At 68.8% G+C, this 25,307-nt stretch carries 20 protein-coding genes; 11 read left to right on the forward strand and 9 right to left on the reverse strand.

Translation table 11 applies throughout. From position 1 onward, the window contains the following. Window positions 1-47: 47 nt before the first annotated feature. Window positions 48-971 (reverse strand): LLM class F420-dependent oxidoreductase, encoded by a 924-nt coding sequence (locus tag ACZ6KY_RS34170; protein WP_469314125.1) that lies wholly within the window; start codon window positions 969-971, stop codon window positions 48-50. Window positions 972-1,103: 132 nt separating this feature from the next. Then, complete coding sequence (locus ACZ6KY_RS34175; RefSeq protein WP_469314126.1) at window positions 1,104-1,592, reverse strand: beta-class carbonic anhydrase; 489 nt, start codon at window positions 1,590-1,592, stop codon at window positions 1,104-1,106. Window positions 1,593-2,016: 424 nt separating this feature from the next. On the opposite strand from ACZ6KY_RS34175, the gene ACZ6KY_RS34180 reads away from it, so the two are divergent. The 6 genes from ACZ6KY_RS34180 to ACZ6KY_RS34205 all read left to right on the forward strand — a co-directional run bounded on the left by ACZ6KY_RS34180 (window position 2,017) and on the right by ACZ6KY_RS34205 (window position 8,769). Then, a complete protein-coding gene (locus ACZ6KY_RS34180) occupies window positions 2,017-2,838 on the forward strand; it encodes a class I SAM-dependent DNA methyltransferase (protein WP_469314127.1) in 822 nt (273 codons plus the stop codon). Window positions 2,839-3,660: 822 nt separating this feature from the next. Beyond that, a complete protein-coding gene (locus ACZ6KY_RS34185; RefSeq protein ID WP_469314128.1) occupies window positions 3,661-4,560 on the forward strand; it encodes a TauD/TfdA dioxygenase family protein in 900 nt (299 codons plus the stop codon). Further along, window positions 4,557-5,447, forward strand: a complete 891-nt coding sequence (locus tag ACZ6KY_RS34190; protein WP_469314129.1) for an ABC transporter permease — start codon at window positions 4,557-4,559, stop codon at window positions 5,445-5,447. Before ACZ6KY_RS34185 ends, ACZ6KY_RS34190 begins: the two co-directional genes overlap by 4 nt. Next, window positions 5,444-6,184 carry an ABC transporter ATP-binding protein gene (locus tag ACZ6KY_RS34195; RefSeq protein ID WP_469314130.1) on the forward strand — a complete coding sequence of 247 codons (741 nt, stop codon included), beginning with the start codon at window positions 5,444-5,446 and terminating at the stop codon, window positions 6,182-6,184. The genes ACZ6KY_RS34190 and ACZ6KY_RS34195 overlap by 4 nt, the downstream gene beginning before the upstream one ends. A gap of 143 nt (window positions 6,185-6,327) precedes the next feature. Further along, window positions 6,328-7,380 carry an aliphatic sulfonate ABC transporter substrate-binding protein gene (locus ACZ6KY_RS34200; protein WP_469314131.1) on the forward strand — a complete coding sequence of 351 codons (1,053 nt, stop codon included), beginning with the start codon at window positions 6,328-6,330 and terminating at the stop codon, window positions 7,378-7,380. 33 nt (window positions 7,381-7,413) lie between these two features. Next, window positions 7,414-8,769 carry an LLM class flavin-dependent oxidoreductase gene (locus ACZ6KY_RS34205; RefSeq protein ID WP_469314132.1) on the forward strand — a complete coding sequence of 452 codons (1,356 nt, stop codon included), beginning with the start codon at window positions 7,414-7,416 and terminating at the stop codon, window positions 8,767-8,769. A 159-nt stretch (window positions 8,770-8,928) separates the two neighbouring features. Here ACZ6KY_RS34205 and ACZ6KY_RS34210 read toward each other — a convergent pair whose 3' ends face one another. Both ACZ6KY_RS34210 and ACZ6KY_RS34215 read right to left on the reverse strand, forming a co-directional pair. Then, window positions 8,929-9,387: an RrF2 family transcriptional regulator gene (locus ACZ6KY_RS34210; protein WP_469314133.1), complete on the reverse strand. Its 459-nt coding sequence runs from the start codon at window positions 9,385-9,387 to the stop codon at window positions 8,929-8,931. Between the two features lie 209 nt (window positions 9,388-9,596). Further along, window positions 9,597-10,826 carry an acyl-CoA dehydrogenase family protein gene (locus ACZ6KY_RS34215; protein ID WP_469314134.1) on the reverse strand — a complete coding sequence of 410 codons (1,230 nt, stop codon included), beginning with the start codon at window positions 10,824-10,826 and terminating at the stop codon, window positions 9,597-9,599. A 933-nt stretch (window positions 10,827-11,759) separates the two neighbouring features. Here ACZ6KY_RS34215 and ACZ6KY_RS34220 point away from each other — a divergent pair. Both ACZ6KY_RS34220 and ACZ6KY_RS34225 read left to right on the forward strand, forming a co-directional pair. Then, window positions 11,760-12,896, forward strand: a complete 1,137-nt coding sequence (locus ACZ6KY_RS34220) for an LLM class flavin-dependent oxidoreductase (protein ID WP_469314135.1) — start codon at window positions 11,760-11,762, stop codon at window positions 12,894-12,896. Continuing rightward, window positions 12,893-13,156, forward strand: a complete 264-nt coding sequence (locus tag ACZ6KY_RS34225) for a hypothetical protein (RefSeq protein WP_469314136.1) — start codon at window positions 12,893-12,895, stop codon at window positions 13,154-13,156. The genes ACZ6KY_RS34220 and ACZ6KY_RS34225 overlap by 4 nt, the downstream gene beginning before the upstream one ends. A 59-nt stretch (window positions 13,157-13,215) precedes the next feature. Here ACZ6KY_RS34225 and tkt read toward each other — a convergent pair whose 3' ends face one another. Further along, window positions 13,216-15,444: a transketolase gene (tkt, locus tag ACZ6KY_RS34230; protein WP_469314137.1), complete on the reverse strand. Its 2,229-nt coding sequence runs from the start codon at window positions 15,442-15,444 to the stop codon at window positions 13,216-13,218. Between the two features lie 1,006 nt (window positions 15,445-16,450). On the opposite strand from tkt, the gene ACZ6KY_RS34235 reads away from it, so the two are divergent. Both ACZ6KY_RS34235 and ACZ6KY_RS34240 read left to right on the forward strand, forming a co-directional pair. Further along, the gene (locus tag ACZ6KY_RS34235; protein ID WP_469314138.1) at window positions 16,451-16,783 is read left to right on the forward strand and encodes an ANTAR domain-containing protein; all 333 of its coding nucleotides are present in this window, start codon (window positions 16,451-16,453) and stop codon (window positions 16,781-16,783) included. Between the two features lie 466 nt (window positions 16,784-17,249). Then, complete coding sequence (locus ACZ6KY_RS34240) at window positions 17,250-17,375, forward strand: DUF397 domain-containing protein (RefSeq protein WP_469314139.1); 126 nt, start codon at window positions 17,250-17,252, stop codon at window positions 17,373-17,375. Window positions 17,376-17,642: 267 nt separating this feature from the next. Here ACZ6KY_RS34240 and ACZ6KY_RS34245 read toward each other — a convergent pair whose 3' ends face one another. The 4 genes from ACZ6KY_RS34245 to ACZ6KY_RS34260 all read right to left on the reverse strand — a co-directional run bounded on the left by ACZ6KY_RS34245 (window position 17,643) and on the right by ACZ6KY_RS34260 (window position 22,305). After that, window positions 17,643-18,125: a hypothetical protein gene (locus ACZ6KY_RS34245; RefSeq protein WP_469314140.1), complete on the reverse strand. Its 483-nt coding sequence runs from the start codon at window positions 18,123-18,125 to the stop codon at window positions 17,643-17,645. A 48-nt stretch (window positions 18,126-18,173) separates the two neighbouring features. Further along, window positions 18,174-19,034 (reverse strand): helix-turn-helix domain-containing protein, encoded by an 861-nt coding sequence (locus ACZ6KY_RS34250; RefSeq protein WP_469314141.1) that lies wholly within the window; start codon window positions 19,032-19,034, stop codon window positions 18,174-18,176. 849 nt (window positions 19,035-19,883) lie between these two features. Continuing rightward, window positions 19,884-20,963 carry a hypothetical protein gene (locus ACZ6KY_RS34255; protein ID WP_469314142.1) on the reverse strand — a complete coding sequence of 360 codons (1,080 nt, stop codon included), beginning with the start codon at window positions 20,961-20,963 and terminating at the stop codon, window positions 19,884-19,886. Window positions 20,964-21,201: 238 nt separating this feature from the next. Then, on the reverse strand, window positions 21,202-22,305 hold the full coding sequence (locus tag ACZ6KY_RS34260) for a phosphatidylinositol-specific phospholipase C domain-containing protein (RefSeq protein WP_469314143.1): 1,104 nt from the start codon (window positions 22,303-22,305) through the stop codon (window positions 21,202-21,204). Between the two features lie 961 nt (window positions 22,306-23,266). Between ACZ6KY_RS34260 and ACZ6KY_RS34265 the strand changes: the two genes are divergently transcribed. Continuing rightward, window positions 23,267-25,165, forward strand: coding sequence for an FHA domain-containing protein (locus ACZ6KY_RS34265; RefSeq protein WP_469314144.1), 1,899 nt, complete (start codon window positions 23,267-23,269; stop codon window positions 25,163-25,165). Window positions 25,166-25,307 lie beyond the last annotated feature (142 nt).

Below are 25,307 nucleotides of genomic sequence, written 5' to 3' on the forward strand. Positions count from 1 at the left end.
AACGGTGTGCGGGTCTTCTGCCGAGGGTTTCCGCTGCCGGTGTTCCCTCATCCGGCCAGTTCGCCGAGGAGCGCCCAGGTGCGGCGCCGGTCCGCTTCTCCCGCGATCTCCGTGCCGGAGAAGACCACCTCCGTCGCCCCGGCGTCCCGGTAGCGCCGTACCTCGGCCGCGACCGTCTTCTCGTCGCCGATCACGGCCACGTCGGACGCCCGTCGGCCGCCGGAGAGTTCGATGACCCGCGCGTAGGACGGGATCCGTTCGTAGAACGCGAGCTGTTCGGTGGCCTTCTCCCGTACGGCGTCGACGTCGTCCGTGACCACACCGTGCACCAGGGCCACGATCCGAGGCGTGGGACGGCCCGCGGCCGTCGCCGCGGCGGTGAGGGCCGGGACGATGTGCTTCTCCAGGGCGCTCGGGTCCGCCAGGTAGGGCAGGATCCCGTCCGCCAGTTCACCGCTGGCACGTAGAGCCTGCGGCCCCATCGCGGCGACCAGCAGGGGGACACCGCTCTCCGCGCCCGGTACGCGCGCGGAGAGCGGTGTGGCTGCGGTGAGCAGCTCGCCGTGGAAGTCGGCCGTACCGGTCTCGGTCAACTGCCGCAGAGCGATGAGGAATTCACGAAGGCGGGCGATGGGCCGCTCGAAGGGCAGGCCGAAGCCGCCCTCGGTCAGGAGCTTGGTGCCCAGGGCCAGCCCGAGGTGGTAGCGGCCGTGCGTGGCCGCCTGGGCGGTCTGGGCCTGGCTGGACACGGTCAGGGGGTGCCGGCCGAAGACGGGGATCGCGGAAGTGCCCACATGGAGTCCGGGGACCTCGCGTCCGACGATCGCCGCGAGCTGGGGTGAGTCCGCGCCGAAGGTCTGCCCGAACCAGGCCGACCGCAGCCCGGCCGCCGCGGCCTCGTGGGCCAGTCGTACGGAGGCGTCGACCTGGTTCTCCGCGCCGGATGCGTTGAGCGTCACTCCTACAGTCATGCCAGTGAGAACCACCGGCTCCCGATCCGTCATTCCGGTCGGTGTGTGACAGCTTCTTGTCGTTCATGTGTACCGGGACGGATCTCACGCCGGACCCGCCACGGCCGTCGACGTGACAGCCGTACCGCGCGGTCAGTGGACCTCGTCGAGTTTGCCGGTGGCCACGTCGAAGACGAAGCCCCGGATGCGGTCCTTGTGCACGACGAAGGGGTCCGCCTTGATCCGCGCGATCGACTGGCGGACGTCCGTGGCCAGATCCCCGAAAGCCTCCGCGGCCCATGGCGGACGGATACCGGTGTCCGCCTGGACCTTGTCCTTGAAGCCGTCGTCGGTGAACGTCAGCATGCCGCAGTCGGTGTGGTGGATGAGGACGATCTCCTCGGTGCCCAGAAGACGTTGGCTGATGGCGAGCGAGCGGATCTCGTCCTGAGTGACCACGCCGCCGGCGTTGCGGATGACGTGTGCCTCCCCGTCGTCGAGGCCGAGGATCGCGTAGACGTTCAACCGGGCGTCCATGCACGCCACGACAGCGAGCTGCTTGGAGGGGGGCAAGGGGAGCGGGCCGGAGAAGGTCTCGGCGTAGCGGGCGTTGTTGACCAGAAGCTGATCGGTCACGGACATGACGGACCTCGGTTCTAGAGCCTGGCGGATCGGGCGGCGGGAAGGGAGGGAGGAACAAACCGCAGCTCCGGAGCGTCCGGGCCGCGGCGGTGTGCTCACGCGTCCCGGCGACAGAACCCGTCGAAGAGATCAACACGACGCGAGGGCCAGAAGCCCGTCAGCGTGATGAAGAAGGTCGGCATCACACCAGTCAACCCTTTGGTACCCGAGTCGGCAATACAAAGCGTGTTCGGCCGCGCTCGGACGCGCCTGTGCTGCGCCGGAGCGTGGACGGCGTCCGAAGCGGCGCCACTCGCCGGCTGACAACTTTCCCGTGATTTACGAAGCCACACTGTGCCCCTGGCCCCCTGGCCCCCTGGAAGAGGCTGGGACCCCGGCGCAGGACCCGGCCCGTCGAGGCTCGAAAGCGTGCGATGGTGGTCCCATGGTCGACGAGGTGAGGTACGAGCCCGGCCTGTACCGCGGCACCGCCGGCTACTACGACCGGTTCCGGCTCCCCTATCCCGAGGCCTTGATCTCCGACCTCGTACGCCTGACAGCTCCGACCGGGCACGGACGCCTGCTCGACCTGGCATGCGGCACCGGCCAGCTCACCTTCCCGCTCCGCGACCGGTTCGCGGAGATATGGGCCGTGGACGCCGAACCCGACATGACCGAAGTGGTCCGCGCCAAGGCGATCGCCGCGGGTGCGGGCCACATCCGGACGATCACCGCCGACGCCGAGGAGTTGAACGCGGAGCCGGACGGCTTCGAGCTGATCGTCATCGGCAATGCCTTCCACCGGCTCCGCCGTGCGCCGGTTGCCCAGCGCGCCTACTCCTGGCTCAAGCCAGGCGGACACCTCGCGCTGTGCTGGTCGACCAGCCCGTGGGCAGGACCCCAGGACTGGCAGCGGGCGCTCGACAGCATGCTGCGCACATGGCAGGACGCCCTCGGTGCGGTCGGCCGCGTTCCGCCCGGCTGGGACCAGGCACGGAAGCAGGACCCGGACCGCGAAGTGCTTTCCCGCGCCGGGTTCGGGATTTCCGGACGCCACGAGTTCGCTGCGGAGCACGACTGGACGATCCGTGAACTCGCCGGGTACGTCCGGTCGACATCGTTCCTGCCGCCTTCGGCGCTCGCCGGCCACTCTGCCGAGTTCGACGCCGATCTCGCCGCCGGACTCGGCCGCCACGCGACCGACGGCCGCCTCAGCGAAACGGTCAGCTTCGCCCACGAACTGGCCCGCAAACCAACACCCGTATGACTGCTCGGCCGCCGCCGGAGGGGAAGCGAGCCGCTGCCGCAGCCGGTTCGGGGGAGGGGCGCCGGACGCTGCGAAGCGCGATGTGCCGCGGTGCCTGGACCGACTTCGCCACGCCGGTTCAGACACCGGTCGTCACGCGACACCGTCCTCGGTTCCGCTCCCCAGTACGGGGAAGTTCCAGGTTTCCGCTATGTGAGACCTGCCGGGAACTTGTTGACCGACGGCGTGGACGTCTGCTCAACTCCGTTCCATGACCCCGCGCTTGGATTTGACCCGGAGGCGCCACATCGACCTGGCGCACGTCTCCAGCGCGTTCTGTTGTCGTTGATCCCCAAGGCGTGTCGCTGATCCACGAGGCGGTCCTCGGCAGCGGCCGGTGTGCGCCGGAGGCGTAACTCCGGCAGGTGCTGTGTGCAGCCGCCTCGGCGGTTCCTCCCGCGGGACCGCGGTACCCACCGCATGACTGCCTACTCCTCTCCGCCCTCTCTGCGCTCCTGTTCTCTCCCTGGGGAGAAGCAGGCGCGGCACGGCACGAGGCCGGCGAGGAGATGCGCCCTCGGCTACGGGCCAAGGGAGCGTCGTGCAAGTGGCGTTACCCCGGCGGGACTTCCGCAGACAGTCCGGACAGCGCGCGCCGACCGGCGTGGTGGCATGACCGACACCTCGCAGTCCGGCCTTCGTCCAGTGCCTCCTGCGCAGTCGTCGAGGCCCTCGCATCGCGAGCGGACCGAGTACGGGCTTCGTAGCCGTTCATCGCCGCCATCACTCACATCGACTCTCAGCACCCGGCCGCGCGCCCAATTCCTTGAGAGGGACCTCCTCATGCCTCCATCCACACGCAAACTCACGGGCCGCATCGGCGCGCTCGTCGAGGGCGTCGACCTCACGGCGCCCCCCGATCGGTCGACGATCACGACGCTCAGGCAAGCCCTCAACGAGCACAAGGCGATCGTGTTCGACCAGGTGCGCCTCGACAACGCCGGTCAGGAGCGTGTGGCCGGGTGGTTCGGCGAACTCACCACCGCTCACCCGAACGTGCCGGCCGTCGACGGCACCACGAACGTGCTCGCCGTCGACAGCGAGACATCCAAGTCCAACGAGTGGCACACCGACGTCACCTTCGTGGTCAACCCGCCGCAGCTCACCACGCTCCGGTCGATCGTGACCACGCCGTACGGCGGCGAGACGCTCATCGCGAACGCGGCCGCCGCCTACCGTGACCTGCCCGACCCGCTCCGCGCCCTCGCGGACTCGCTGCGCGTCGTGCACACCAACCAGCACGACTACGCACGCCCTTCGTCCGCCTCGGCGCTGCGCGAGGAGTACGACCGGGTCTTCGTCTCGACGCCGTACGAGACCGAGCACCCCCTCGTGCGAGTGCATCCGCTGACCGGCGAACGCGGCCTGTTCATAGGCGGGTTCGTCAAGCGGATCGTCGGCCTGTCGGGAGTCGAGTCGGCCGATCTGCTGCGCGTCCTCCAGTCGTACGTGACCCGCCCGGAGAACATCCTGCGCTGGACCTGGGCCCCCGACCAGCTGCTGATCTTCGACAACAGGATCACCCAGCACTACGGGGTGGACAACTACGACGATCACCCGCGCCGCCTCAACCGTGTGACCGTCGCGGGAGACGTGCCGGTCGGTGTCGACGGCCGGCGCAGCGAGCAACTCGTCGGTGACGCCTCGCACTACAGCAAGGTGCTGGAGGTGGCTGCCCGATGACCGAGGTCAGCCTTGAGAGGCCGACTGTCGTTCCGTCGGCCGCCGAGACGACGAGCGTCCCGCGACGCGAGGTCTTCCTGCCGCGCGACGCCCGCCGCCGGACCCCGCTCCGCGCACTCCGCGAGCGGCTGCGCTGGCCGCTGGGGATCTACACCACTCCGGTCGTGATCCTCATCGCCTGGGAGACCCTGGCCAGGGCGGGAGTACTGAAGAAGACCTACGCCCCGGCACCGACGTCCATCGTCAAGTCCGCCGTCGACCTGTGGCAACAGGGCGTCCTCGGGCCGGACTTGGCCATCTCGCTGCAACGGGCCGGCATCGGTCTCGCGATCGGTCTGACGGTGGGCATCGTCACCGGCGTCTTCGGCGGGCTGCTGCGCAGCGGCGAGTATCTGTTCAACGGTGTCGTACAGGTGCTGAACACCATCCCGCTTCTTGCGGTGCTGCCGCTGATGATCGTGTGGTTCGGCATCGACGAGCTCACGAAGGTGCTGCTGATCTCGTTCGGCGCGGGCGTTCCGATGTACGTCAACCTGTTCGCCGCGATCCGGGGTGTCGACCAGCGGCTGATCGAGATGGCGCGGACGACGGGCGCCGGCACCTGGCGCCTGGTGACCCGTGTCCTGGTGCCCGGAGCCCTGCCGGGGTTCCTGGTCGGCCTCCGGTTCTCTCTCGCGTACAGCGTTCTGGGCCTCGTCGCCGCCGAGACGGTCAACGCCGACAAGGGTCTCGGCTTCCTCATCACTCAAGGGCAGACCTACCTCCAGACCAACCAGGTCTTCGTGGGGCTGGTGATCTACTCGCTCCTCGGTCTGCTCGCCGACCAGTTCGTCCGGGCTCTCGAGCGGGTGCTGCTGCGGTGGCGCCCCAGTTATGAGGCAGCATGAGCACCACGGTTTCTCCGCGCGACACACGGCCCCGCCGACAGGCGGGCGCCGTCGTCGAGAACGTCGTCCGCAGGTTCGGGGACCGGGTCGTCCTGGACCGACTGGACCTCACTATCGCCGACGAGGAGCTGGTGGTCCTGCTGGGCCCCTCCGGCTGCGGCAAGAGCACCCTCCTCAGGCTGCTGGCCGGACTTGACCGGCCGGACGGCGGGCGGGTCGAGGTCCCGGCGAAGCGGGCGATCGTGTTCCAGGCCGACCGTCTGCTGCCGTGGCAGCGGGTGCTGCGCAACGTCACGCTCGGCCTGCACGGACCGGACGCCGACCAGCGGGCTCTCGACGTGCTCGCCGAGGTCGGACTCTCGGGCCGTGAGAAGGCCTGGCCCAAGGAGCTCTCCGGTGGCGAGGCCCAGCGGGTGTCACTGGCGCGGGCGCTGGTCTCGGAGCCCGAACTCGTGCTGCTCGACGAGCCGTTCGCGGCGCTCGACGCGATCACGCGGCTGCGCATGCACGACCTCGTGCGGGCGCTGCGGAGCAAGCACCACGCGGCCATGCTGCTCGTCACCCACGACGTCGACGAGGCGATCGCGCTGGCCGACCGTGTCGTCGTCATGAGTGACGGACGCATCGGCACCTCGCACCGTGTCGAGCTGTCGGCCGCGGACCGTGAGGCGAGCATCGCGCGAGAGGAGCTGCGCTCCGCGCTCCTGGAAGACCTCGGCCTGGCCAACCAGCACTGACTTCTCCCGCCACACTCGCTCACTTCACCCGCCACACCACTGACTTCCCTCTCCACACCCCCGACTTCCCTTTCCACAACCCGACTTCTCCCAGCACACCCACTGACTTCTTCCGCCCCAGCACAGAAAGCACGTGAGAACCCATGTCCATAAGCACCTCCCGAATCGTCGCCGCCGTCGGACTGCTCGCCCTGGGGAGCACCCTCGTCGCCTGCGCGTCGACGTCGGAGGCCGTCGCGCCCCTGAGCAAGTCCAGCGGATCGGGCGCCGGCAGCCACCCCGAGTGGAAGAAGTACACCTTCACCATCGGCGACAACGGCGGTGACGGCAGCCAGGAACTGGCGAAGATCACCGGCGTGTTCGACAACGCGCCCTACAAAGTGAAGTTCGCCCGCTTCACCTACGGGCCGCCGCTCGTGCAGGCGGCCGCGTCGGGTGACATCGACCTGGGCAGCGTCGGCGACGTGCCGCCGATCACCGGCGCCGCGAAGGAGTACGGCTTCAAGGTCGTCGCCGTCAACCGTTCGCTCAGGCCCACCCAGGCGAACGAGAACATCATCGTGCCGAAGGGCTCGCCGCTGAAGACGCTCGCGGACCTCAAGGGCAAGAAGCTCGCTGTGCCGCAGGGCAGTTCGGCTCACGGTCTGGCGCTGAACGCGCTCAAGAGCGTGGGCCTCACCCCCAAGGACGTGAAGCTGGCCTTCCTCGACCCGGCGGCCGGCGCCACGGCGTTCAACACCGGCAAGGTGGACGCCTGGTCGATCTGGAACCCGCAGTCGGCGATCGCGGTCAAGAACGGTGCGCGGATCCTGGCGAAGGGGCTCCCGCCGATCGACCAGACGAGCAGTTACTACGTCGCGAGTGCGAGTTCGCTGAGCGACAGGACGAAGCGGGCGGCTCTCACCGATGTCCTGCAGCGGCTCGCCCACGAGTTCGCGTGGGCGATCAAGCACGAGGACAAGTACGCGCAGGCGATCTCCAAGGAGGAGGGCATCCCCCTCGACGACGCCAAGGTGTCCCTGAAGGCGTTCGAGACCCGGGTGACCCCGGTGGCGCAGCCGGACATCGCGGCGGAGCAGAAGCTCGCCGACGCCTTCCTGGAAGCGGGCCAGATCACCAAGAAGGTCGACGTCTCGTCGATCACCGACAACCTCCTGCCGGCCGGATACGACAGCTCGAGGCTGTCGGTCGGCTGATCAAGCGCACCACGAACGGACTGGAGAGCAGTTGTGAGCGACCAGAGAAGACGCCGGCTCCACCTCAACGCCTTCCTCATGGAGGCGGGACACCACGAGGCGGCATGGCGGCTCCCGCACAGCAACCCGCGAGCCGACTTCGACCTGCGGCACTGGATCGAACTGGCTCAACTGGCGGAGAGCGCCAAGTTCGACTCGCTGTTCCTCGCGGACGGCCCGGCGATCACCGGTACGGGTGAGTTCCGGCCGCCGGGCCAGCTCGAGCCGCTCACCCTGCTGACCGCGCTGTCGCAGGCGACCAGCAGGATCGGACTCATAGCGACCGTGTCGTCGACGTACAACGAGCCCTACAACCTCGCCCGTCGCCTCGCGTCGGTCGACCACGTCAGCGGCGGCCGGGCCGGCTGGAACATCGTCACCTCGGCGGGCGCCGACGAGGCGGCCAACTTCGGGCTCGTCGACCGTCCCGGCCACGCCGAGCGGTACGCCAGGGCCGACGAGTTCCTGCACATCGCCAAGGCGCTGTGGGACAGCTGGGAGTCCGAGGCCGTCGTCGCAGACAAGACCTCCGGGCGCTACGCCGACCCCGCCAGGCTCCACCGGCTCGACCACCGGGGCAAGTACTTCTCGGTGGCCGGCCCGCTCAACGTCGAGCGTCCGCCGCAGGGTCACCCCCTGCTCGTGCAGGCCGGCTCCTCCGAGGACGGCAAGGACTTCGCGGCACACCACGCCGAGGCGATCTTCACCGCCCACCGGACGTACGAGCGCGCGGCCGGGTTCTACGCGGACATCAAGGCCAGAACCAGGGCCGCGGGGCGCGACCCGGACGGCGTGATCGTGCTGCCGGGCATCGTCCCGTACATCGGGTCGACCGAGGCGGAGGCCAGGGCGCTGGCGAAGCAGTTCGACGACCTGCGCGTCGCCGAGTACGGGCTGCGTCAACTGGCCGCGGTCTTCGAGACCGAGCCGTCGGCGTTCGAACTCGACGCGCCACTACCGGACTTCATCCTCGCGAGACCCAAGCTGGAGGGCTCGCAGAGCCGCTCCGACCTGATCATCGAACTCGCCGTACGCGAGAAACTGACGGTCCGTGAGGTCATCTCGCGGCTCGGTGGCGGCCGTGGTCACTTCGAGTTCATCGGGACGCCCGAGCAGGTGGCGGACACGATCGTCACCTGGTTCGAGGGCGGTGCCGCGGACGGCTTCAACATCATGGCGCCGGCCCTGCCGTCCGGCCTGGAGAGCTTCATCGAGCACGTCCTGCCGATCCTTCGCGACAAGGGCCTGTTCCGTGAGGAATACGAAGGCACCACCCTTCGCGAGCACTACGGGCTGTCGGTGCCGGCCAACCAGTACCACCCGGAAGAGCCCCACGCGTCCCGTGCCTGACTGCGAGCCGCCGGCTCAGCTCGTCCGGGGGGCGCGGCAAGGCGTACGAGGACGGCGCCACCGCAGGAGCGGCATCCCGCTCCTGCGGTCGAGCGTTCTCTTGGGTCCCACGTGATAGGCGCTCTCTCGCGCGGTGAGGCCGGCTGTGGGCGTGTGGTGTCAGGGGTTCGCCCAGGCGCCCGGCGTGTCGGTCAACGCCGATACGTCGGGAGGCAGTTGGGCCGATGCGACGTCGGCGAGCGACACGCCCTCTAGGATCTCGCGCACGTTGGACCGCAGCGCGATCCACAGGGGGAGCAGGGACTGGGCCGGGCCGGTGTAGGAAAGGTCGGGGGGGCGCACCCCGCGCACCGAGACGAGTGGTCCGTCCACGGTGCGTATGACGTCGGCGATGCTGATGGTCTCGGCGGGCCTGGCCAGGCGGTAGCCGCCGTTGCCGCCGCGCTGGCTGAGCACGAGACCGCCCCGGCGCATGTCGTTCAGGATGCCTTCGAGGAATTTGTGCGGAATATCCTGGGCGTCGGCGATCGCCTCGGCCTTCAATGGCCCGTCGTCCCGTGACGCGGCGAGCTGCAGTGCGGCACGTACCGCGTAGTCCGCCCTGGCTGAGATCCGCATGTGCGCATTATCCCGTACGGCTTCGGTCGGTTTCCATCGTGGGCGGGCCGTCGGGCAGGAGACGGGTTTCTGCCCGTGTTCCGGCGGCCTGTGGGTGACGGCACCCCACTCGGCCGCCCGAGTGGCCGCGGGCCGCCGCCGACCGGGTGCACGGTCACCGGTGGAACATGCGCGCCTGGTCACAGGTCCGGTGCTCCAGGGTCTCCCGGTCAGACAGGCAGGACGAACGGAGGGTGCGCGCCGTTGAGGAAGTAGTCCCCGACGTCGAGGAGCCGGTGGGCGACGGGCTCGTACAGGGTGTGGGTTCGCGCGTTGCGCCAGAAGCGGTCGAAGCCCAGCCGCGCGGACGCGGATCGGACGCCGATGATGTCGAGGGCGCGTGTGGACGACTCCTGCGCGGCGCTGGAAGCGGCGGCTTCGGCCATGGCCACGAGGACGGAGATCTCCGCGTACTCGTCGTAGGTCAGGTCTTCGCCGTGTGCCAGCCCGCCCTGCACGGCTTGTACCGCCTGCTCGGTGAGTGCGGAGGCGGAGCGGGCGAGGACGGTCAGTTCTCCGTAGAGGGTCAGCATCCGCGGGTCCTGGGGGGAGCCGACCGGCCAGGCGGGATGCCGGAGCGAGTGGCCTGCCCTGCTGTACTCGCGGACCTCGGCCAGCACTCCCTCGGCGATGCCGAGAAGGACCTGGACGGAGAGGAGGCGTCCCACCGGTGATGTGAGTGCGGTCAGGGGTGAGAGGACATCCTCGTCCGCGGACAGGGAGCCGACTACGTTGTCGGCGGTGACGGGTACGGCGTCGAACTCCACGCTGCCGCCGGCCGCGAGCCGCTGGCCGAAGGTGTCGGCGTCGCCGTCGATCCGCACGCGGGGATGGGCGGGATCCACGACGACGGCGAATGGTTCACCGGTGTCGGCCCGCTCGGCCCGTACGGCGAGGCGGTCCGCGACCAGGACACCTGTGGCGTAGCTCTGCCGGCCGTCCAGCACATAGCCACCGCCCTTCCTGGCCAGCCTCAGAGGCGGTTCCTGGCGGGCGAGACCACCACCCCAGGCCAGCTGCTCCGCCGTGGGCTGCCGCTCGACCTGATCGGCGAGGGCGGGCTCGGTGAGGAACCGGGTGCTCCACGACAGGAAGTAGTGACAGCCCAGCAGTTGACCGATCGCGCCGTCCGCGGCGGCGATCTCCCGGACGACGGCGTAGGCCGTCGTCCAGTCCGCGCCGCCGCCCCCGGCCTCGGCCGGTACGAGGAGCGTCAGCAGACCCGCCTCACGCAGCCGGGACACCTCGTCGAAGGGGGTCTTGCCTGCCTGCTCCCTGGCCACCGCGTCCGTGGCCAGATCGTCCGCCGTTTCACGGGCCGCGCGCAGCCAGTGTGCACGGTCGCGTCCGGTCCGGCCGGATTCCGAGGCGGGTGCGGACGGCGCGGTGGCAACGCCCATGGTGGTGGTCTCCTCAAGGTCGGCGACGAGGCGCCGTGTCAGGACTCTCTTGCGGCTCGGGCACGCGCTTGTAGTCCATGCGTCGTACGGTGACGATCCGGCGCCGCGGCCTCTGTCCGGCTTGCGGCAGGGGGCGGGTTCGCCGGATCACCTGGGGTGAGAGAGAAAGAAGGGCGGCACGCGCAACGAGTGTGCCGCGTGCCCTACGCGCGACAACAGGCGGCGCTGACGACGTGGCCAAAGTCGACATGCCGACGACGAACGAGTCGTTGCTGCGTATGGGGCATGTACATCATCCTGCGCAGCCGCTGGACGCGCGGTCAATGCTTTCCTAGTAAATCGATAGGAAATACAGGGGACGCGACACCGTGGGCCGTTCTCACCGGCGACTCTCGGCCACTGGGCTGCGGGCCTTGGTGGGTGGTCACCTTGTCCAACCGGCGAGGAGGACGACCCGATGGGGGTATCGCTCAAGTCCGGTCCGGCATTCGGGCCATGGTTGACGGGAAGCCAGGTGTACTGCTCAATTGGTTGAGTGAACGCCGAGCAGCGCCTGGTCACCCGCGACCACATCGACTTCGGTCGAGTGTGGTCCGCCGCGTGTTGTACCTGATGCGGCAGTGGGCCGCCTGAACGGCCCTTCCCTGCCTCGTGACCCGGTCGCGGGCGGACTTCTCCCTTCGCGGCATCCTCGTACGCATACGCTGAACTCGCGCTGAATCCCCGTATGGACGGTTCCGCGAGGCCTGTCATGCGCTGCCGCCGCGCGACGGCACCGAGGTCCGTAACCGGCGTCACCACACCTGACGACCAGTTGGATCCGAGTCCCTGAGGCGCCGTCACACTCCGCCGCCCCGGGGGCCGTTCCCCCGCCGTGCCGACCCGTCTGCTGCCCGCGGCACGACCCACAGGACTTGAGAAAGGCCAACTCCCATGCCAGTGGAGTTCCTTGGTATCGCCGCCACCCATGACGGCTCCGAAACCACCCCGCGCTCCGGTGCCGCGTTCGACAAGGAGTACACGCTCCGGCTCGCCCGGGCGCACGAGGAACACGGGTGGGACCGCGTGCTGTTCGCCTACGGTTCCGGATCGCCGGATCCCGCGCCGGCCGCCGCCTACATCGCGAGCAGACTGGACCGCCTCCAGATCCTGCTCGCCCACCGGCCCAACGTCTCCTATCCGACGTTCGCCGCGAAGACCTTCGCCACCCTCGACCAGATCAGCGAGGGCCGGCTCGCCGTGCACTTCATCACCGGCGGCAACGACCACGAACAGGGCCGCGAGGGCGACACCCTCACCAAGGACGAGCGCTACGCCCGCACCCGTGAATACATCCACATCGTCAAGAAGATCTGGACCACCCACGAGCCCTTCGACCACGAAGGGGAGCACTACCGGTTCCAGGACTTCGTGAGCGACGTCTTTCCGGTCCAACATCCCCGTCCGAACGTGTCGTTCGGTGGATCGTCACCTGCCGCGTACGCCGCGGGGGGTGCCGAGGCCGACATCTACTGCCTCTGGGGCGAGCCTCTGGAGAAGACCGCCGAGCAGATCGAGGCCGTGAAGGCCGCCGCGAAGGAGGCGGGTCGCACCGACGTGCCCCGCGTCCAGGCCGCGTTCCGACCGATCATCGCCCCGACCGAGGAACTGGCCTGGGAGAAGGCGCACCGCACCGTCGGCGCGATCAAGGCCCGCAAGGAGAAGGGCGAGTTGGTCACCAGGCGGCACAGCGGCTCCGTTCAGCCACAGAACTCCGGCTCGCAGCGACTGATCGCCATCGCCGAGGCGGGGGAGCGTTACGACCGCGCCCTGTGGACCCCGACCGCCGCGGCGACCGGGGGTGCGGGCAATTCCAACGCCCTGGTCGGAACCCCGGAGACGGTCGCCCAGGCGCTGCTGGACTACTACGACCTCGGCGTCGACATCCTCTCCGCCCGCGGCTACGACCTGCTGGGCGACGCGATCGACTTCGGCCGGTACGTGATCCCGATCGTCCGTGAGGAGGTGGCCAAGCGCGACGCCGAGCGAGCGGCCCGTGGCGCGGAGAATCTCGCGGCGGTGCATGGATGAAACACCCGGTTGCACAACTGCCGCTGCCAACAGCTGAGTTGACGGGCATTCAAGTGGCCGCGTCCGAGGCGAAGGTGAGACCGTTCCTGAGCGAAGCCGGCGACGCCTACTCCAGGCGTCGAGCCGGTGGGGATGCCCACGCAGAACTCGCCGCCGACACCTTCCGCGTCCACATGCTTGCAGCCCACCATGCCGCCGAGACACCTGCGACCCTCGTCGCGCCGTGGTGCCGCACGGCTGCCACCGGGGCCACCGCCTGAAGCTCAGTGCGTACCGTCCTGCCCTCGGAGTCGGTCTCCAAGGGCAGGACGGCGGGCCGTCAGGGGCGGTCGCCGGTACCGCCGTTGGCGGGAGCGGAGGTCTGCCGGTGGCCGCCGGGCCGCGGGGCGCGGCCTGCGTCGCGAATGCTGTCGCGGGCGGCCGCGGCGACTGCCTCGGGCGTGATGCCGAACTCGGAGTACAGGCGCTGACAGTCGGCGGAGGCGCCGTAGTGCTCCAGGCTGACGATCCGCCCGGCGTCGCCGACCACCTCGCGCCAGCCCTGCCCCACCGCGGCCTCGATGCTGACGCGGGCCCGTACGCCAGGCGGGAGGACCTCGTCCTGGTAGGCCGGGGGCTGGGCGGCGAACCACTCCTGGCAGGGCATCGACACGACCCGCACGGCCAGGCCTTCGGCCTCCAGCAGCGCCCTGGCGTCGAGGGCGATGTGCACCTCGGAGCCGGTCGCCACGAGAATGACGTCCGGCGTGGTGCGGTCCGCAGCGCCCTCAGCCGTGTCGACGAGTACGTATCCGCCGCGGGCCGCGTTGTGCGCGGGGGCGTACGCGCCGCTTCCACGGTCCAGCACGGGCACATTCTGCCGGGTCAGGATCAGCGCGGCGGGGCGGTCCTTGTGTTCCAGCACGGTGCCCCAACAGGCGGTGGTCTCGTTGGCGTCAGCGGGGCGGACCACGTCCAGGCCGGGGATGGCGCGCAGCGCGGCCAGGTGCTCCACGGGCTGGTGGGTGGGGCCGTCCTCACCCAGGCCGATGGAGTCGTGGGTCCACACATAGGTGACCGGCAGCTTCATCAGCGCCGCCAGGCGCACCGCCGGGCGCATGTAGTCCGAGAAGGTCAGGAACGTGCCGCCGTAGGGGCGGGTGAGACTCTGCAGGGCGATGCCGTTGAGGACCGAGCCCATGGCGTGCTCGCGGATGCCGAAATGCAGGGTGCGCCCGTAGGGGCCGCCCTTCCAGTCCTTGGTCTGGCGGCCGGCGGGCACGAAGGACGGCTCGCCGTCCATGGTGGTGTTGTTGCTCCCGGCCAGGTCGGCTGAGCCGCCCCACAGCTCCGGCAGCACCGGGGCCAGCGCGCTGAGAACCGTGCCCGACGCGGCGCGCGTGGCCATGCCCTTGGGGTCGGCGGGGAAATCCGGCAGCTTCTTGGTCCAGCCGTCGGGCAGTCGCTGCGCCTGGAGGCGGTCCAGCAGCTCGGCGCGCTCGGGGTTGGCCGTTTGCCAGGCCGCGAACGCCTTGTTCCAGTCGGCGTGCGCCTGACGGCCGCGGCCGGTTGCCTGGCGGGTGCGGGCCAGCACCGCGTCCTCGACGGTGAAATGCTGCTCGGGGTCGAAGCCCAGCAGCCGCTTGGTCGCGGCGACCTCGTCCTCGCCCAGCGCGGAGCCGTGGGCCTTGCCGGTGTTCTGCTTGGTGGGCGCGGGCCAGCCGATCAGGGTGCGCAGCATGATCAGTGAGGGCCGGCCGTCCTCCGCCTGGGCAGCGCGCGTGGCCGCCAGCAGGGCGTCGACGTCCTCGACGTAGCTGCCGGTGCCCGTCCAGTCGACGGTCTGCACGTGCCAGCCGTAGGCGGCATAGCGGGCCGGAACGTCCTCGCTGAACGCGATGTCGGTGTCGTCCTCGATGGAGATGTGGTTGGAGTCGTAGAAGACGACGAGATTGCCCAGCTCCTGGTGTCCGGCCAGGGAAGCGGCCTCGCTGGTGACGCCTTCCATCATGTCGCCGTCGGAGGCGATGACGTACACGTGGTGGTCGAAGGGGCTGCGGCCGGGCTCGGCGGCGGGGTCGAGCAGTCCGCGTTCGCGCCGGCCCGCCATCGCCATGCCGACCGCGCTGGCCATTCCCTGGCCCAGCGGGCCGGTGGTGATCTCCACGCCGCGGGTGTGCCGGTGCTCAGGGTGTCCGGGGGTCGCCGAACCCCAGGTCCGGTATGCCTCCAGGTCCGACAACTCCAACCCGTACCCGGTCAGGTAGAGCTGGGTGTAGAGGGTCAGGCTGGAGTGCCCGCAGGAGAGCACGAAGCGGTCACGCCCCAGCCACCGGTCGTCGTCCGGGTCGTGCCGCATGACGTTCTGGAACAGCAGGTGTGCCAGTGGGGCGAGGCTCATCGCCGTACCGGGATGGCCGTTGCCGACCTTCTGCACCGCGTCGGCCGCCAGCAGCCGGGCGGTGTCCACCGCCCGCACGTCCACCGCGTCCCACCCGGCCTGTTCCGACACCGGCATCGTCACGGACCGCTCGTGTGACGGTGTGCTGCCTGACTGCTCGCTGGTCATGCCACAGCTCCTCGAAAATCGAAAATTGACGGTGGACGATCTGCCGCCCGACGGGCCGAAGCGATCGGCTCCCTGGCTCCGTGTACCCAGGGCGGCGCGGCCGACCCAGGTGGAACGCACCTTTCGCCCGATTTAACTGTTCCCGGTCAAAGGGCTGTGGCTTGGCGGGACCGTCTTGCGGTGGCGAATTCCAGCGCACGCACCCGTTCGCCAGTCGCCTCCGGCGTTCCGTCGCTGTCCTCTTGGAGGACGGCTTCTTCGCCCTGTCCGTGGCCGTCACCTTCGCCGTGGCTCTCTTCTTTGGCCCTGGTATGTCGTGGACGGTGGCGGTCCTTCCGGGGACTCACGGGCCCTGGTCACGGACTTCTTGAGTGCGGCCAAGTGCGGCCATCAGATCGACGACCATCCCGGCCGAGGCAACCTATGGAGAGGTGGGCCGACGCGGCGGGTGTGGCAGCTGAGGCGGAGATCGAAGGAGCCGAACACCGAAGCGTCTTGGCAGACGGGCGCGCGATCATTGCGTGGACGGGTTTGCCGGGGGTACTCGCGCTGCGATTGACGGGTCCCGTGAATGGAGGTTCACATGCTGCTGGCTCACCCGGCATATCGCAGAACCTGACCGAGCGGTACGAGGCACTCCGCAGGCCGCATGCCGAGGACGGCAGTGCGGTCACGCGGCGAAGGAAGAAATCACCGACACGCTCGACGTATCGACCGGCGCACGTGGCATCGATACCGCTCCCCAAGCCGCCGCTGGGTGCGGACCGACGGGAGCCCGCCCCGAGGACGACTCGCTGGCCGCTGCCGGGTGAGCGCGATCCATGCGACCGCCGGCGGTGTCGATCCCGTATGTCCTGCACCGCGGCGACTCACTCCACCGAGCGTGTGCTCTACGAACTTCGACAACACAGAAGGCGATTGGGGGCGGGAGCAGGTGAGTGAACCGTTGACCTTCAGCCAAGACAGAGGCGAGCCCCACCCTTCTGAGACGGAGGCCGATCGACCCGTGGCCACGACCGAGGTCTGGCGCAACGAGGAGGCCGCTGCTCCGGACGATTCTGCGCTGCCTGAGGAACGAGGGAGCCGGCCGCGGCACGACCCGGTTTCCAGCGCGGTGATCGATCAGGCCATGGGCGTCGTGATGGCACTCGGGCGCCTGCGCACGGGCCAGGCCTGGGCCGTCCTGGCAGAGGTCTGCCGGCGCACCAACATCGAGCGGCGCCGCCTGGCCGAACTCCTCATATCCTGGGCGCCCACCGGCGAACTCAACCTCGGCATCCGAATCGCCCTGGAGGAAGCCATCCGGAGGCAGCACACCCGGTCGGGCGGCCAGCCCTGACCCCCGCTTGCGGCCGCTTGCAGGAGGGCGGCCGAAGACCGAGGCGAACGCGGCCCGAGGCAAAGGCAGCCCGAGGCCCGAAGGCCCGAGGAGGTCACGCACCCGTTGGCGGTGGCTGGGCGTGCCGTGAGAGGGCCCTACCCAGCCCGCCGTGCTGCTCGAGCACGTTGGGGACATCGCTGCGGAGAGGTGCGCCATATCGGCCTGTTCCCATATGGCGGTTGTGTTCAGTCAACCGTAACCTTGAACCTGGTTGCTGTGGGTAGTCTTGCGGGCGCTGTTCGTTGTGAACGGACGGAGCAATCCGGCCGTTGCACAGCGGCAGTGGACAACCGTCCACTAGATTTGCTGCGCATCATCCGGGCGGATCGGGGGATCGGGAGGAACTGAGGTGGTGCATGGGGGGAAACCCTTGTGGCGCAGGAGCAGCAAGTGCGGCAACGAGAGCGAGTGCGTGGAGGTCGCGGTGGAACGTGACTGGATCCTCGCCCGCGATTCGAAGGCACTTGCCCGGCCCGCTTTGACGTTCACCGCTGGTGTCTGGTCCGTGTTTCTGGACGCCGTGAGGGCAGGGGAGTTACAGAACCCGTGACGTTCTTGACCAGCCAGCGGCAAAGGGGAGGGGGACGGATGGATGCCGGGGCGTCGGCCGTTCATCGTCTGGGCCAAAGGGCCCGCAGCCGGTCTGTGGCGGTAGGCGGAGCGATCACTTTCACACTCGTCGTCGGCGTTTTCGCCACGTTGGCAGCGGCGGCGGCATCCATGCTGGTCGACAGTGTCTTGTTCAAAAGGGTTCTCTGGGTCTCCGTGGCCGTGATCGTGGCGGTCAGTGCGGGCCTGTGGCGCGCGGGAGTCTCTCCTACGGCGCCCCCACCGGATTCTGATCGTCTTCCGTACGGCTCTCAGGCGGGTTCTCCGCACTAGTGCGTGTCGCCCGCCGACGTATCAGCAGCCGCCTCAACCACCAGGCCGCCGCGCTCGACAGTCCTGCGCCGACGACGGTCAGGGCGCTCGTACCGGCCGGCGGCAAGGACAGCTTGAGATGAGCGGCCTTGTCCATGACGAACAGGGCCGCCGACACGATGATCGCCAGGGCGAACAGGCCCATCGTTCCGACGAGAGCGGCCAGCCGCAGCTTCATCATCCCGCGGACGGTCTCCAGTTGCAGGGCGTTCGCGGCCCGGGCCTTCTCTATAGCGATCAGGTTCTCGGCCTGGGCGGGATCCTGGATGGCCTGAGCCTTGAGAACCTCATCGGTCATGTCGCCCGTCGGATCCGTATCACCGGGCGTATTCGTCTGCACCCACTCCAGCAGGCGCTGCCATACCGGTCTGGAGACCACGCTTTGGCCCTCCCCTTGCCCCTCGTCACCGTTGACGGGGCCCGGCTGTTAACGGACGCCGAGGTCCTGCTGGACACGGCTGATCAGGTCGGCCGACTCCGACTCACCGAGCGCCATATCCGTGATCGCCCGGAAGCACTCCTGGTAACGGGCCAGCAGGCGTAGGTCCTCACCACCGGTCATGCTGCCCGCGGCATGCTCCAGATAGAGAAGATCGTCGTCATCGGGAAAGCCCAGCAGGACAAAGCTGCCCAGCGTGCTGTAGTGCGCCCCCGCCTCGAACGGCAACACCCTCACGGAAACCTCGGGGCGGCTTCCGAAATCGAGCAGGCGGCCCAGTTGTTCGTCAAGTACCTCCTTGCCTCCCACTTCGCGCCGTACGGCTGCCTCGTCCAGCACGAACACGCAGGCAGGCCTGCCCGAGCCGTCGAACATCCGCTGCTGCCGTTCCATACGCAGGTCGACGATCCTGTCGAACATGTCCGCTTCCAGATCACGGGGAGCGAGGAGAGCCTCGGCGTACCTGCGGGTCTGCAAGTGCCCTGGCACCACGATGGGGTGATAGGTATGCAGGGAATCCGCCGCACCCTCGTACCCCAGGTACTGGGCGAACTGCGGGGTGATGACCTCGTGATAGCCGGACCACCAGCTCGGCCCCTTGCTGCCCCGCGCGGCCTGCTCCAGATCCGCTACCCGTTCGGGATCGGTGACCCCGTACAAGGCCAGCAGGGCCCGAAGATCACTGACCGAGACGCCGACCGTGCCGGTCTCGACCCGGATCAGCTTCGACTGGGACCATTCGACCCGCTCGGCCGCCTCCCGCTGACTCAGATCCGCGCGCTCACGCGCCCGGCGCAGCGCAAGGCGTAGCTTGCGCCGGTTCAAACTTGGGTCAATCTGGTGTGTCATCGCCACTCCTTCTCCGCGCACGTACCCGGTTCCTCATTGGCCATGCACGGAAAGTTCCTAGCTCTTTGCCTAGCTCATTATGCTCCGAGCTTTCTGCATAGAGCTAAATGGCGAAGAGCGGAGCGTGACGCCCCGAGAAGGGGTCCGCGGCAACCTGCACGGCAGGACCGCCTGCCTCACCTAACGTCACAGGCTGTGCCTGCGCTCCCGAACAGCCCGTCCTTTTCGCACCGTTGGCGCGCACGGGAGCGCGATGGGGCGCACGGCGGACCGGCCTGTACCTCGCCGCACGCCGGAGCGCGCCCAGTGGTCGGCATACGATGCTGATCAAGCGGCCTCCGGAAAGCGCCACGCGCTCGCCCCGGTCTCGGACACACCGTCACCAGGACGGGCGCCTGATTCATGGAACGTGACAGAGAGCCCGGCGAGGATCGGCCGCCGAACCGCTTCTCCCACTCTCTCGCCACACGCGAAACACGTTGAGGCCGGGGCGTGTGCGGCCATCTGGGCCATCACCGGCCTGGCAGGACCAGGCCCGCCTCGCCGACCTGGAGCCCGTCACGGCGTTCCACGAGGTCGGCCACAACCACTGCCGCGCCCCCTCCGAACCCGAGGAATGCCTGACGGCGGACTTCTTCGCGGCCGTAGGTTCCCGAACGGATCGGCGATGACCTGGACGTTCATCCGATGCCTATGGGTGGCTCTGCTCACGAGAACCGAACCGGCAGCGAATGTTCAGCGGTCCGACAGCGCCCTGGGCGCAATCCTGTTCGATGGAAGGGGACCAGGTGCGACCTCCGGCCCCCAGCCGCCCGCCCCGAGCGCTGACGGCCTGGTCTGTTGACCGAGTCAGGAAGGCCGGCGGATCCCGTTGCCGGGCGACGTGCGGGCGAACCAGGTCCGCGTCTCGTCCGTGGTCAGGACGCGGGTCAGCTCGGCCGTGCCCGGGAGATGCGGGAAGAACCGGTCGGCGTTCCAACTGCGCTGGTACGTCGGCTCGTCGAGCATGAGCAGGCGGCGTCCCTCCACCAGGGGGATGTCGTCGGGCAGCCCCTCGTTCCAGATCCGCTCGCCGTCCGGGGCGAGGAGTTCGAAGGCCCCGGTCGCGATGGTCCGAGTGCGTTCCTGGGCGGGCTCGGGGTCCGTGGCCAGCCGGACGCTCTCCGCCGAAGGCGTAGTGCCGGGCACGTGGCCGCCGCCGACGAGTACGTGGGCGAGCAGCGTGTGCAACTGGAAGTTGTCCCCGATGCCGCCGATGCGCACCTCGAACCCGGTCCCGGTGGGCCTGTGCAGCACCACAAGGGGCTCGTCGTCCAGAACCGCCAGCGCGTAGGCCAGGCATTTGAGGTCGTGCCGCTCCAGGGCAGCGAGGTCGCGGCAGGCGGGGAGGATCGCAGGCGCGTAGCGACGGCGCACCTCGGCGCTGCGGCACAGTACGGCCAGCGCGGGTGGCTGCCACTCCTGGACCGAGCACCAGGCCAGCGCCAGCCGCGTGGCCTCGTACACCTCGCCGCCGAGGCGGGCCAGCAGCGCGTCGTCAATGATCTTCTCGTCCGGCTCCGGCAGTTCGTCATCGGCCGTGCCGGCGGTGGTCCAGCGGCGGGCGAACTCCAGGGCGTCGAGCAGGTCGTGGTGGACGCCGCCGAGAATCGGCTCAGCGCAGGCTGCCGGATCGGCCCCGCGCTCGACGCAGAAGCCGGCCGCCATCGCCAGCATCGGCCGCGGGCCGGTAGGCGGGAAGGCGGGGAGCAGCGCCGTCAACCGGGGCCCTGCCAGAACGCGTTCAGCGTCCGACGCCGACCGCACACTGTTCATCATGGCGGTGAAGGCATACCCGGTGCGGTCGCCATCGCGAGCGGCAACCGCCGCCTCCAGCTCGGACACGATGGCGGCGAGGCCCGAAGCCTCCCGCTTCCTCTTGAAGATCACTGGCACACCTTAGGGCCGAGGTCTGTCCGGCGTCATCAGACCAGGACCATCGAATCTCTGGACCGTCAGCTGCTGTCGAAACTGATGAACACTTGCTGCCGGTTCTCAGTTCTCTTGGACGAACCATTCTTTGCCGGGTGCCCCGATCGGCGTTTCCGACCGACCGAGGCACCCGGCGGGTTGAGCGGTGGAGCGATTCAACAGCAGATCAACACGAGATCAGCAGCAGAACCGTCGATCAGCCACGTGGCAGGACCAGTGACTGTACGTCCGGCAGGCCCCGCCAGTCGTTCGACGCGACCGTGGCATGCGCCTTGGCCAGCAGCGCGACCCGTGCCGACGCGTCGGCCGACGACGGGCTGACGTCGTCGAGAGCCGGCGACACATTCTCCGAGTCCGTCATGAACAGCAGATAGTGGTTGGTGTCGTACCAACTCGTGTCGATGCCGCTGTTGATGTAGGTGGCCGCGTCACCGTCGAACGCCACGAACCAGGGCCGCAGCGTCGCGTCGGAGTAGCGGGTGCGCGGGTCGCCCGAGGCGGCGTTGTGCACCGAGGGGAAGATGTTCGCCTGCGCGGTGGTGCCCGCGGTGTGCAGGTTGCGCAGGTAGGTCGCGTACTCCTTGTCCGTCCACAGGGTGTCGGTCGGGTTGCCCTCCTCGACCGTGCCGGGGATGACCTCCAGCAGCACCTTGCCCGCCAACTGCGCCCGGGTCGGCCAGTTGCCGGCCTTGGCCGCGTCGTCGAGGGTGGCGTACTGGCCACCGCCGGGCTTGTTCAGCAGATCGTTCGGCTTGTAGACCAGGCTCCCCAGGTGCGCGGTGATCGACTGGTCCAGCTTGGCCGGGCTCATCCCGAGGTTGGCCTGGAAGCCGGCCTTCATCTCCAGCTTGATGATCAGTGGCCCGTGGCCCGGGTGCGCTCCGAGCCATACCCGGACGTCGTCCAGGCAGCTCTCCAGGTCCTTGTTGGTGCCGCCGGTGTACAGGTCGGCGGCCGAGGAGGCGTTGACACAGTTGTTGCTGTTGCTGGTCAGGCTGCTGTGGCTGACCTTCCACTCCTGGGTGAAGACATCGTCCCAGACGTCCAGCTCGATCATCGAGGTACCGGTGTCGAGGCCCTGCGCGAGGTACGTGAACGCGCTGGGGTCGTAGGTGTTGTGGATTCCGGACGTGGTGGTGCCGGACAACTGAAGCGAGTTCGTGTCGTCGGCGGATGCGGAGGCGCTGACGCCTCCGACGGCGCCGGACGCCAGGCACAGACTCAGCACGCCGAGCAGCGCGGTACGCGGTGCCGCGAGCGGGCGGAGGGGAAATCTAAGGCGGCTCATCGAACCGGTCACGGTTCCTCCATCGTGGGGGTGACTCTCCGTCTGGACGGTGACGGCCATGCATGAATCGACGGAGACATGACACGTAACGCGATCTAGAATCCTGCTGTCAGCTACGATTCCGGCCGATCTTCTCCGGCCTTCCGCAGGCCGCTGAGCTGTCGTTTTCTTGTGAATGTGGTCGGTTCGCAAGGACACCGCCGGCGAAAATGCGGACAAGTGCGGCCGAACAAGGGAGTTCGGCAGGGGGTTGGGGAAACGTGGCGGCGCCGCGACCGGCCTCCGCGCGGCGAGCGGAGGGAACCACGCGTGACTGGAACCGATTCGAGTGGCCCTGAGTCTTGTCGGAGCGGTGCAGGCGCCGCCCGGGCTCGCGGCCGTCAGCGGGAGTGCCAGTAGCGGGACGGACCGGACGGCGCACCTTCCCCTCGGGCCATGCGATCGGGCCTATTGCGGGCGGCAAGGCGTTCGCGGCACGTGGATGACGTACGTGGCACACCGCAACAGGCTTTGACGCGAGCGGGGTTCGTCAAGTCCTGCTCGCAGTAGCACGGTTGCTGCTGGCTGCTGGCTGCTGGCTGCTGGCTGCTGGCTGCTGGGAGCCGGAGCCGGGAGTCGGGTGTGGCGCGATGGGCCGTGATCGCCGCTGCGCGCCGTCACTCCGCTGACATTGCGTCCGACTGGTGCCCGGTCGGGTGGATGGACCTTGCGGCACTCCTGGCGAGGTCCGTTCCGCCGTCGCCGGAAGGCCTCTCCCGAACGGCTTCGGAATCGGGCATGATGGGCCATCTGTACCGGTCAAGCGACGCTACGTCGTCGTCAAACTGATCCATTCCCCTTCGGATACGTCGAGCGCACACCCCTTTATCCCGACCGTCACGCGCTGCCTGGTCATGCCCGCGCCGCGGTGCGTTCCGGTGGCACCGCGGCGGCGGCCATGTCGTCGATTTCGGAAGGAAGTGCTGTGGCACCGGTGCTTGTTGGACACGAAGGACTGCTGGCCGGAGAGCGCATACCGGTGATAGGCACCAGGGTCGCCTTCGGACGCAATCCGGAAAACACCATTGTCCTCTCCAGCCTGAACGTTTCACGCTTCCACGCGGAGATCGTCCTCGACGACACTCAGGGCTACGTGCTGCGCGACTGCGGCAGCAGCAACGGAACGCTGGTGAACGGTGAGGAGATCGACTCCCAACTCCTCAAGCCCGGGGACGACATCACCATCGGTGACCAGGGGTTCCGCTTCGAGGTCCCGGACGCCATGGAGACCATCATGGCGCTCTCCTTGCCGAGGTCGCTGACCCACGGTGACGAAGAGGTCGAACGCGGTCCGGTGCTGCGGGTCACCATCGCGGGCGGGGGCCCCGTAGGCCTGTCGCTCGCCCTGCTGCTGGAGCGCTTCCTCGGTACCCAGGTGAACATCACCGTCTACGACGGCCGCTGGCGCAAACAGGGCCGCCGAATCGTCTGGAAGGACTTGGGCCAGGGCAATGTGCGGCGCCAGCAGGTCGTGACCGTTCAGAGCCGCCAGTACCTCAGCCTGCCCGAGGAGGTGCAGACCCGCCTCTTCGATCCGGACAACTACACCGAGATGTGGCCCTCCGGCCCCGACTCGATCGGCGATCACCACCCGCGCAACATGCGCATCGCCTACATCGAGGACCGGCTGTTGGAGGTGGCGAACGAGAAACCCGGCCGGATCCGACTCGTCCCCGCCCGGTTCAGCATCGACGAACAACAGGAGGCCCTGGCCACCCAGCACGTACTGGCGATCTGCGACGGCGGACGGTCGCACACGCGCGAGCACTTCGCCGCCAAGTTCGGCCGAGCGGACGAGTCCATCTACTCGCTGAACGACCGTCATCTCCAGGACGTGGTCCTCGGCCTGCGCGTGAAATCAGGTCTGAGCGACCCCATGGCCGTACTGTTGACCGTCGGGCAGAACCGGTTCCTGCTGAACTCCCTGCGTGGAGAGGGCTTCCTCAACATGCGCCTGACGGACGCGGAGGCCGCGGAGGTCGTCGGCATCGATCCGGTGCGCCGCGTCTTCGAAGAGTGCATCGCCTCTCGCCCCTGCCTGATGGGGCGTGACGAGTACGGCGACTTCCAGTGCTCCACGCACAGCACCCTGTTCCTGCCCGCCCTCATCAAGGGCTCGGCCCTGTGGAAGCGGGTGGGCGAGGGGCTGCGCCTGTTCGGCGTCGAGTCGGACGACCTGAGCGCGGTCACCGCCTTCCGGCTGGATATGGTCCAACGTCCGCGCTTCACAGCCGAGTTGCTGCCGCCCACGGCCAACTCCACCGGTACGTACGGCTTTCTGCTGGGCGACGCCGCCAACGCCATCCACTTCTGGCCGGGGCGGGGACTCAACAGCGGCCTGGCCTCCGCGATCTCGCTCGCGCGGTCCCTCAACGGGGCATGGAACGGCAAGCCCTTCCGGGACGCGGACTTCCTGCGCCACGAGGCCGCCATGTCAATGCTCCAGTACCGCCACAAGAGCCGCGCCTGGAAGGCGATGGTGACCACCGACGACCAGGGTGCCACCTGGGCCATCAAGGACATCATCGCGCACGGCATCGACGGAATCGCCGAGGAGCCGGACCGCGAGGCCGACACCGCGACGCTGCTGGAGCGGCTGCGCGAGATCCGTACCCGGCTGGCGAAGCGCATGCCCGGTCTGCCGGACGACGAGGCGATCCTGGAACGGCTGGGGACCCTGGAAGGCAGCACGCTGCGCATGCTGGTGCTCAGCGGTGCCTGGGACACACTCACCATGGGCGGCGAGGAGGTCGACATCGACATCTTCTACGGCCGGGACTCCGCCGCCGCGGCAGCCGCGGTCGAGGCCCTTGAGCCGGCCGCGCCGCTCTGAGTTCGTACGCGCGAGCCGCGGCCAGGCGTGACCGGCGGCTCGCGCACCTGTGGCCGGGCACGGGTGGGTTGCTTGTGCCGGTCGAACGCTGCGGTTCGCTGGGGGAGCTGCGGTCGGTGGTGTCCGCGGGGCGGACGGGTGG

This window comes from Streptomyces sp. NPDC042002, from assembly GCF_055588305.1.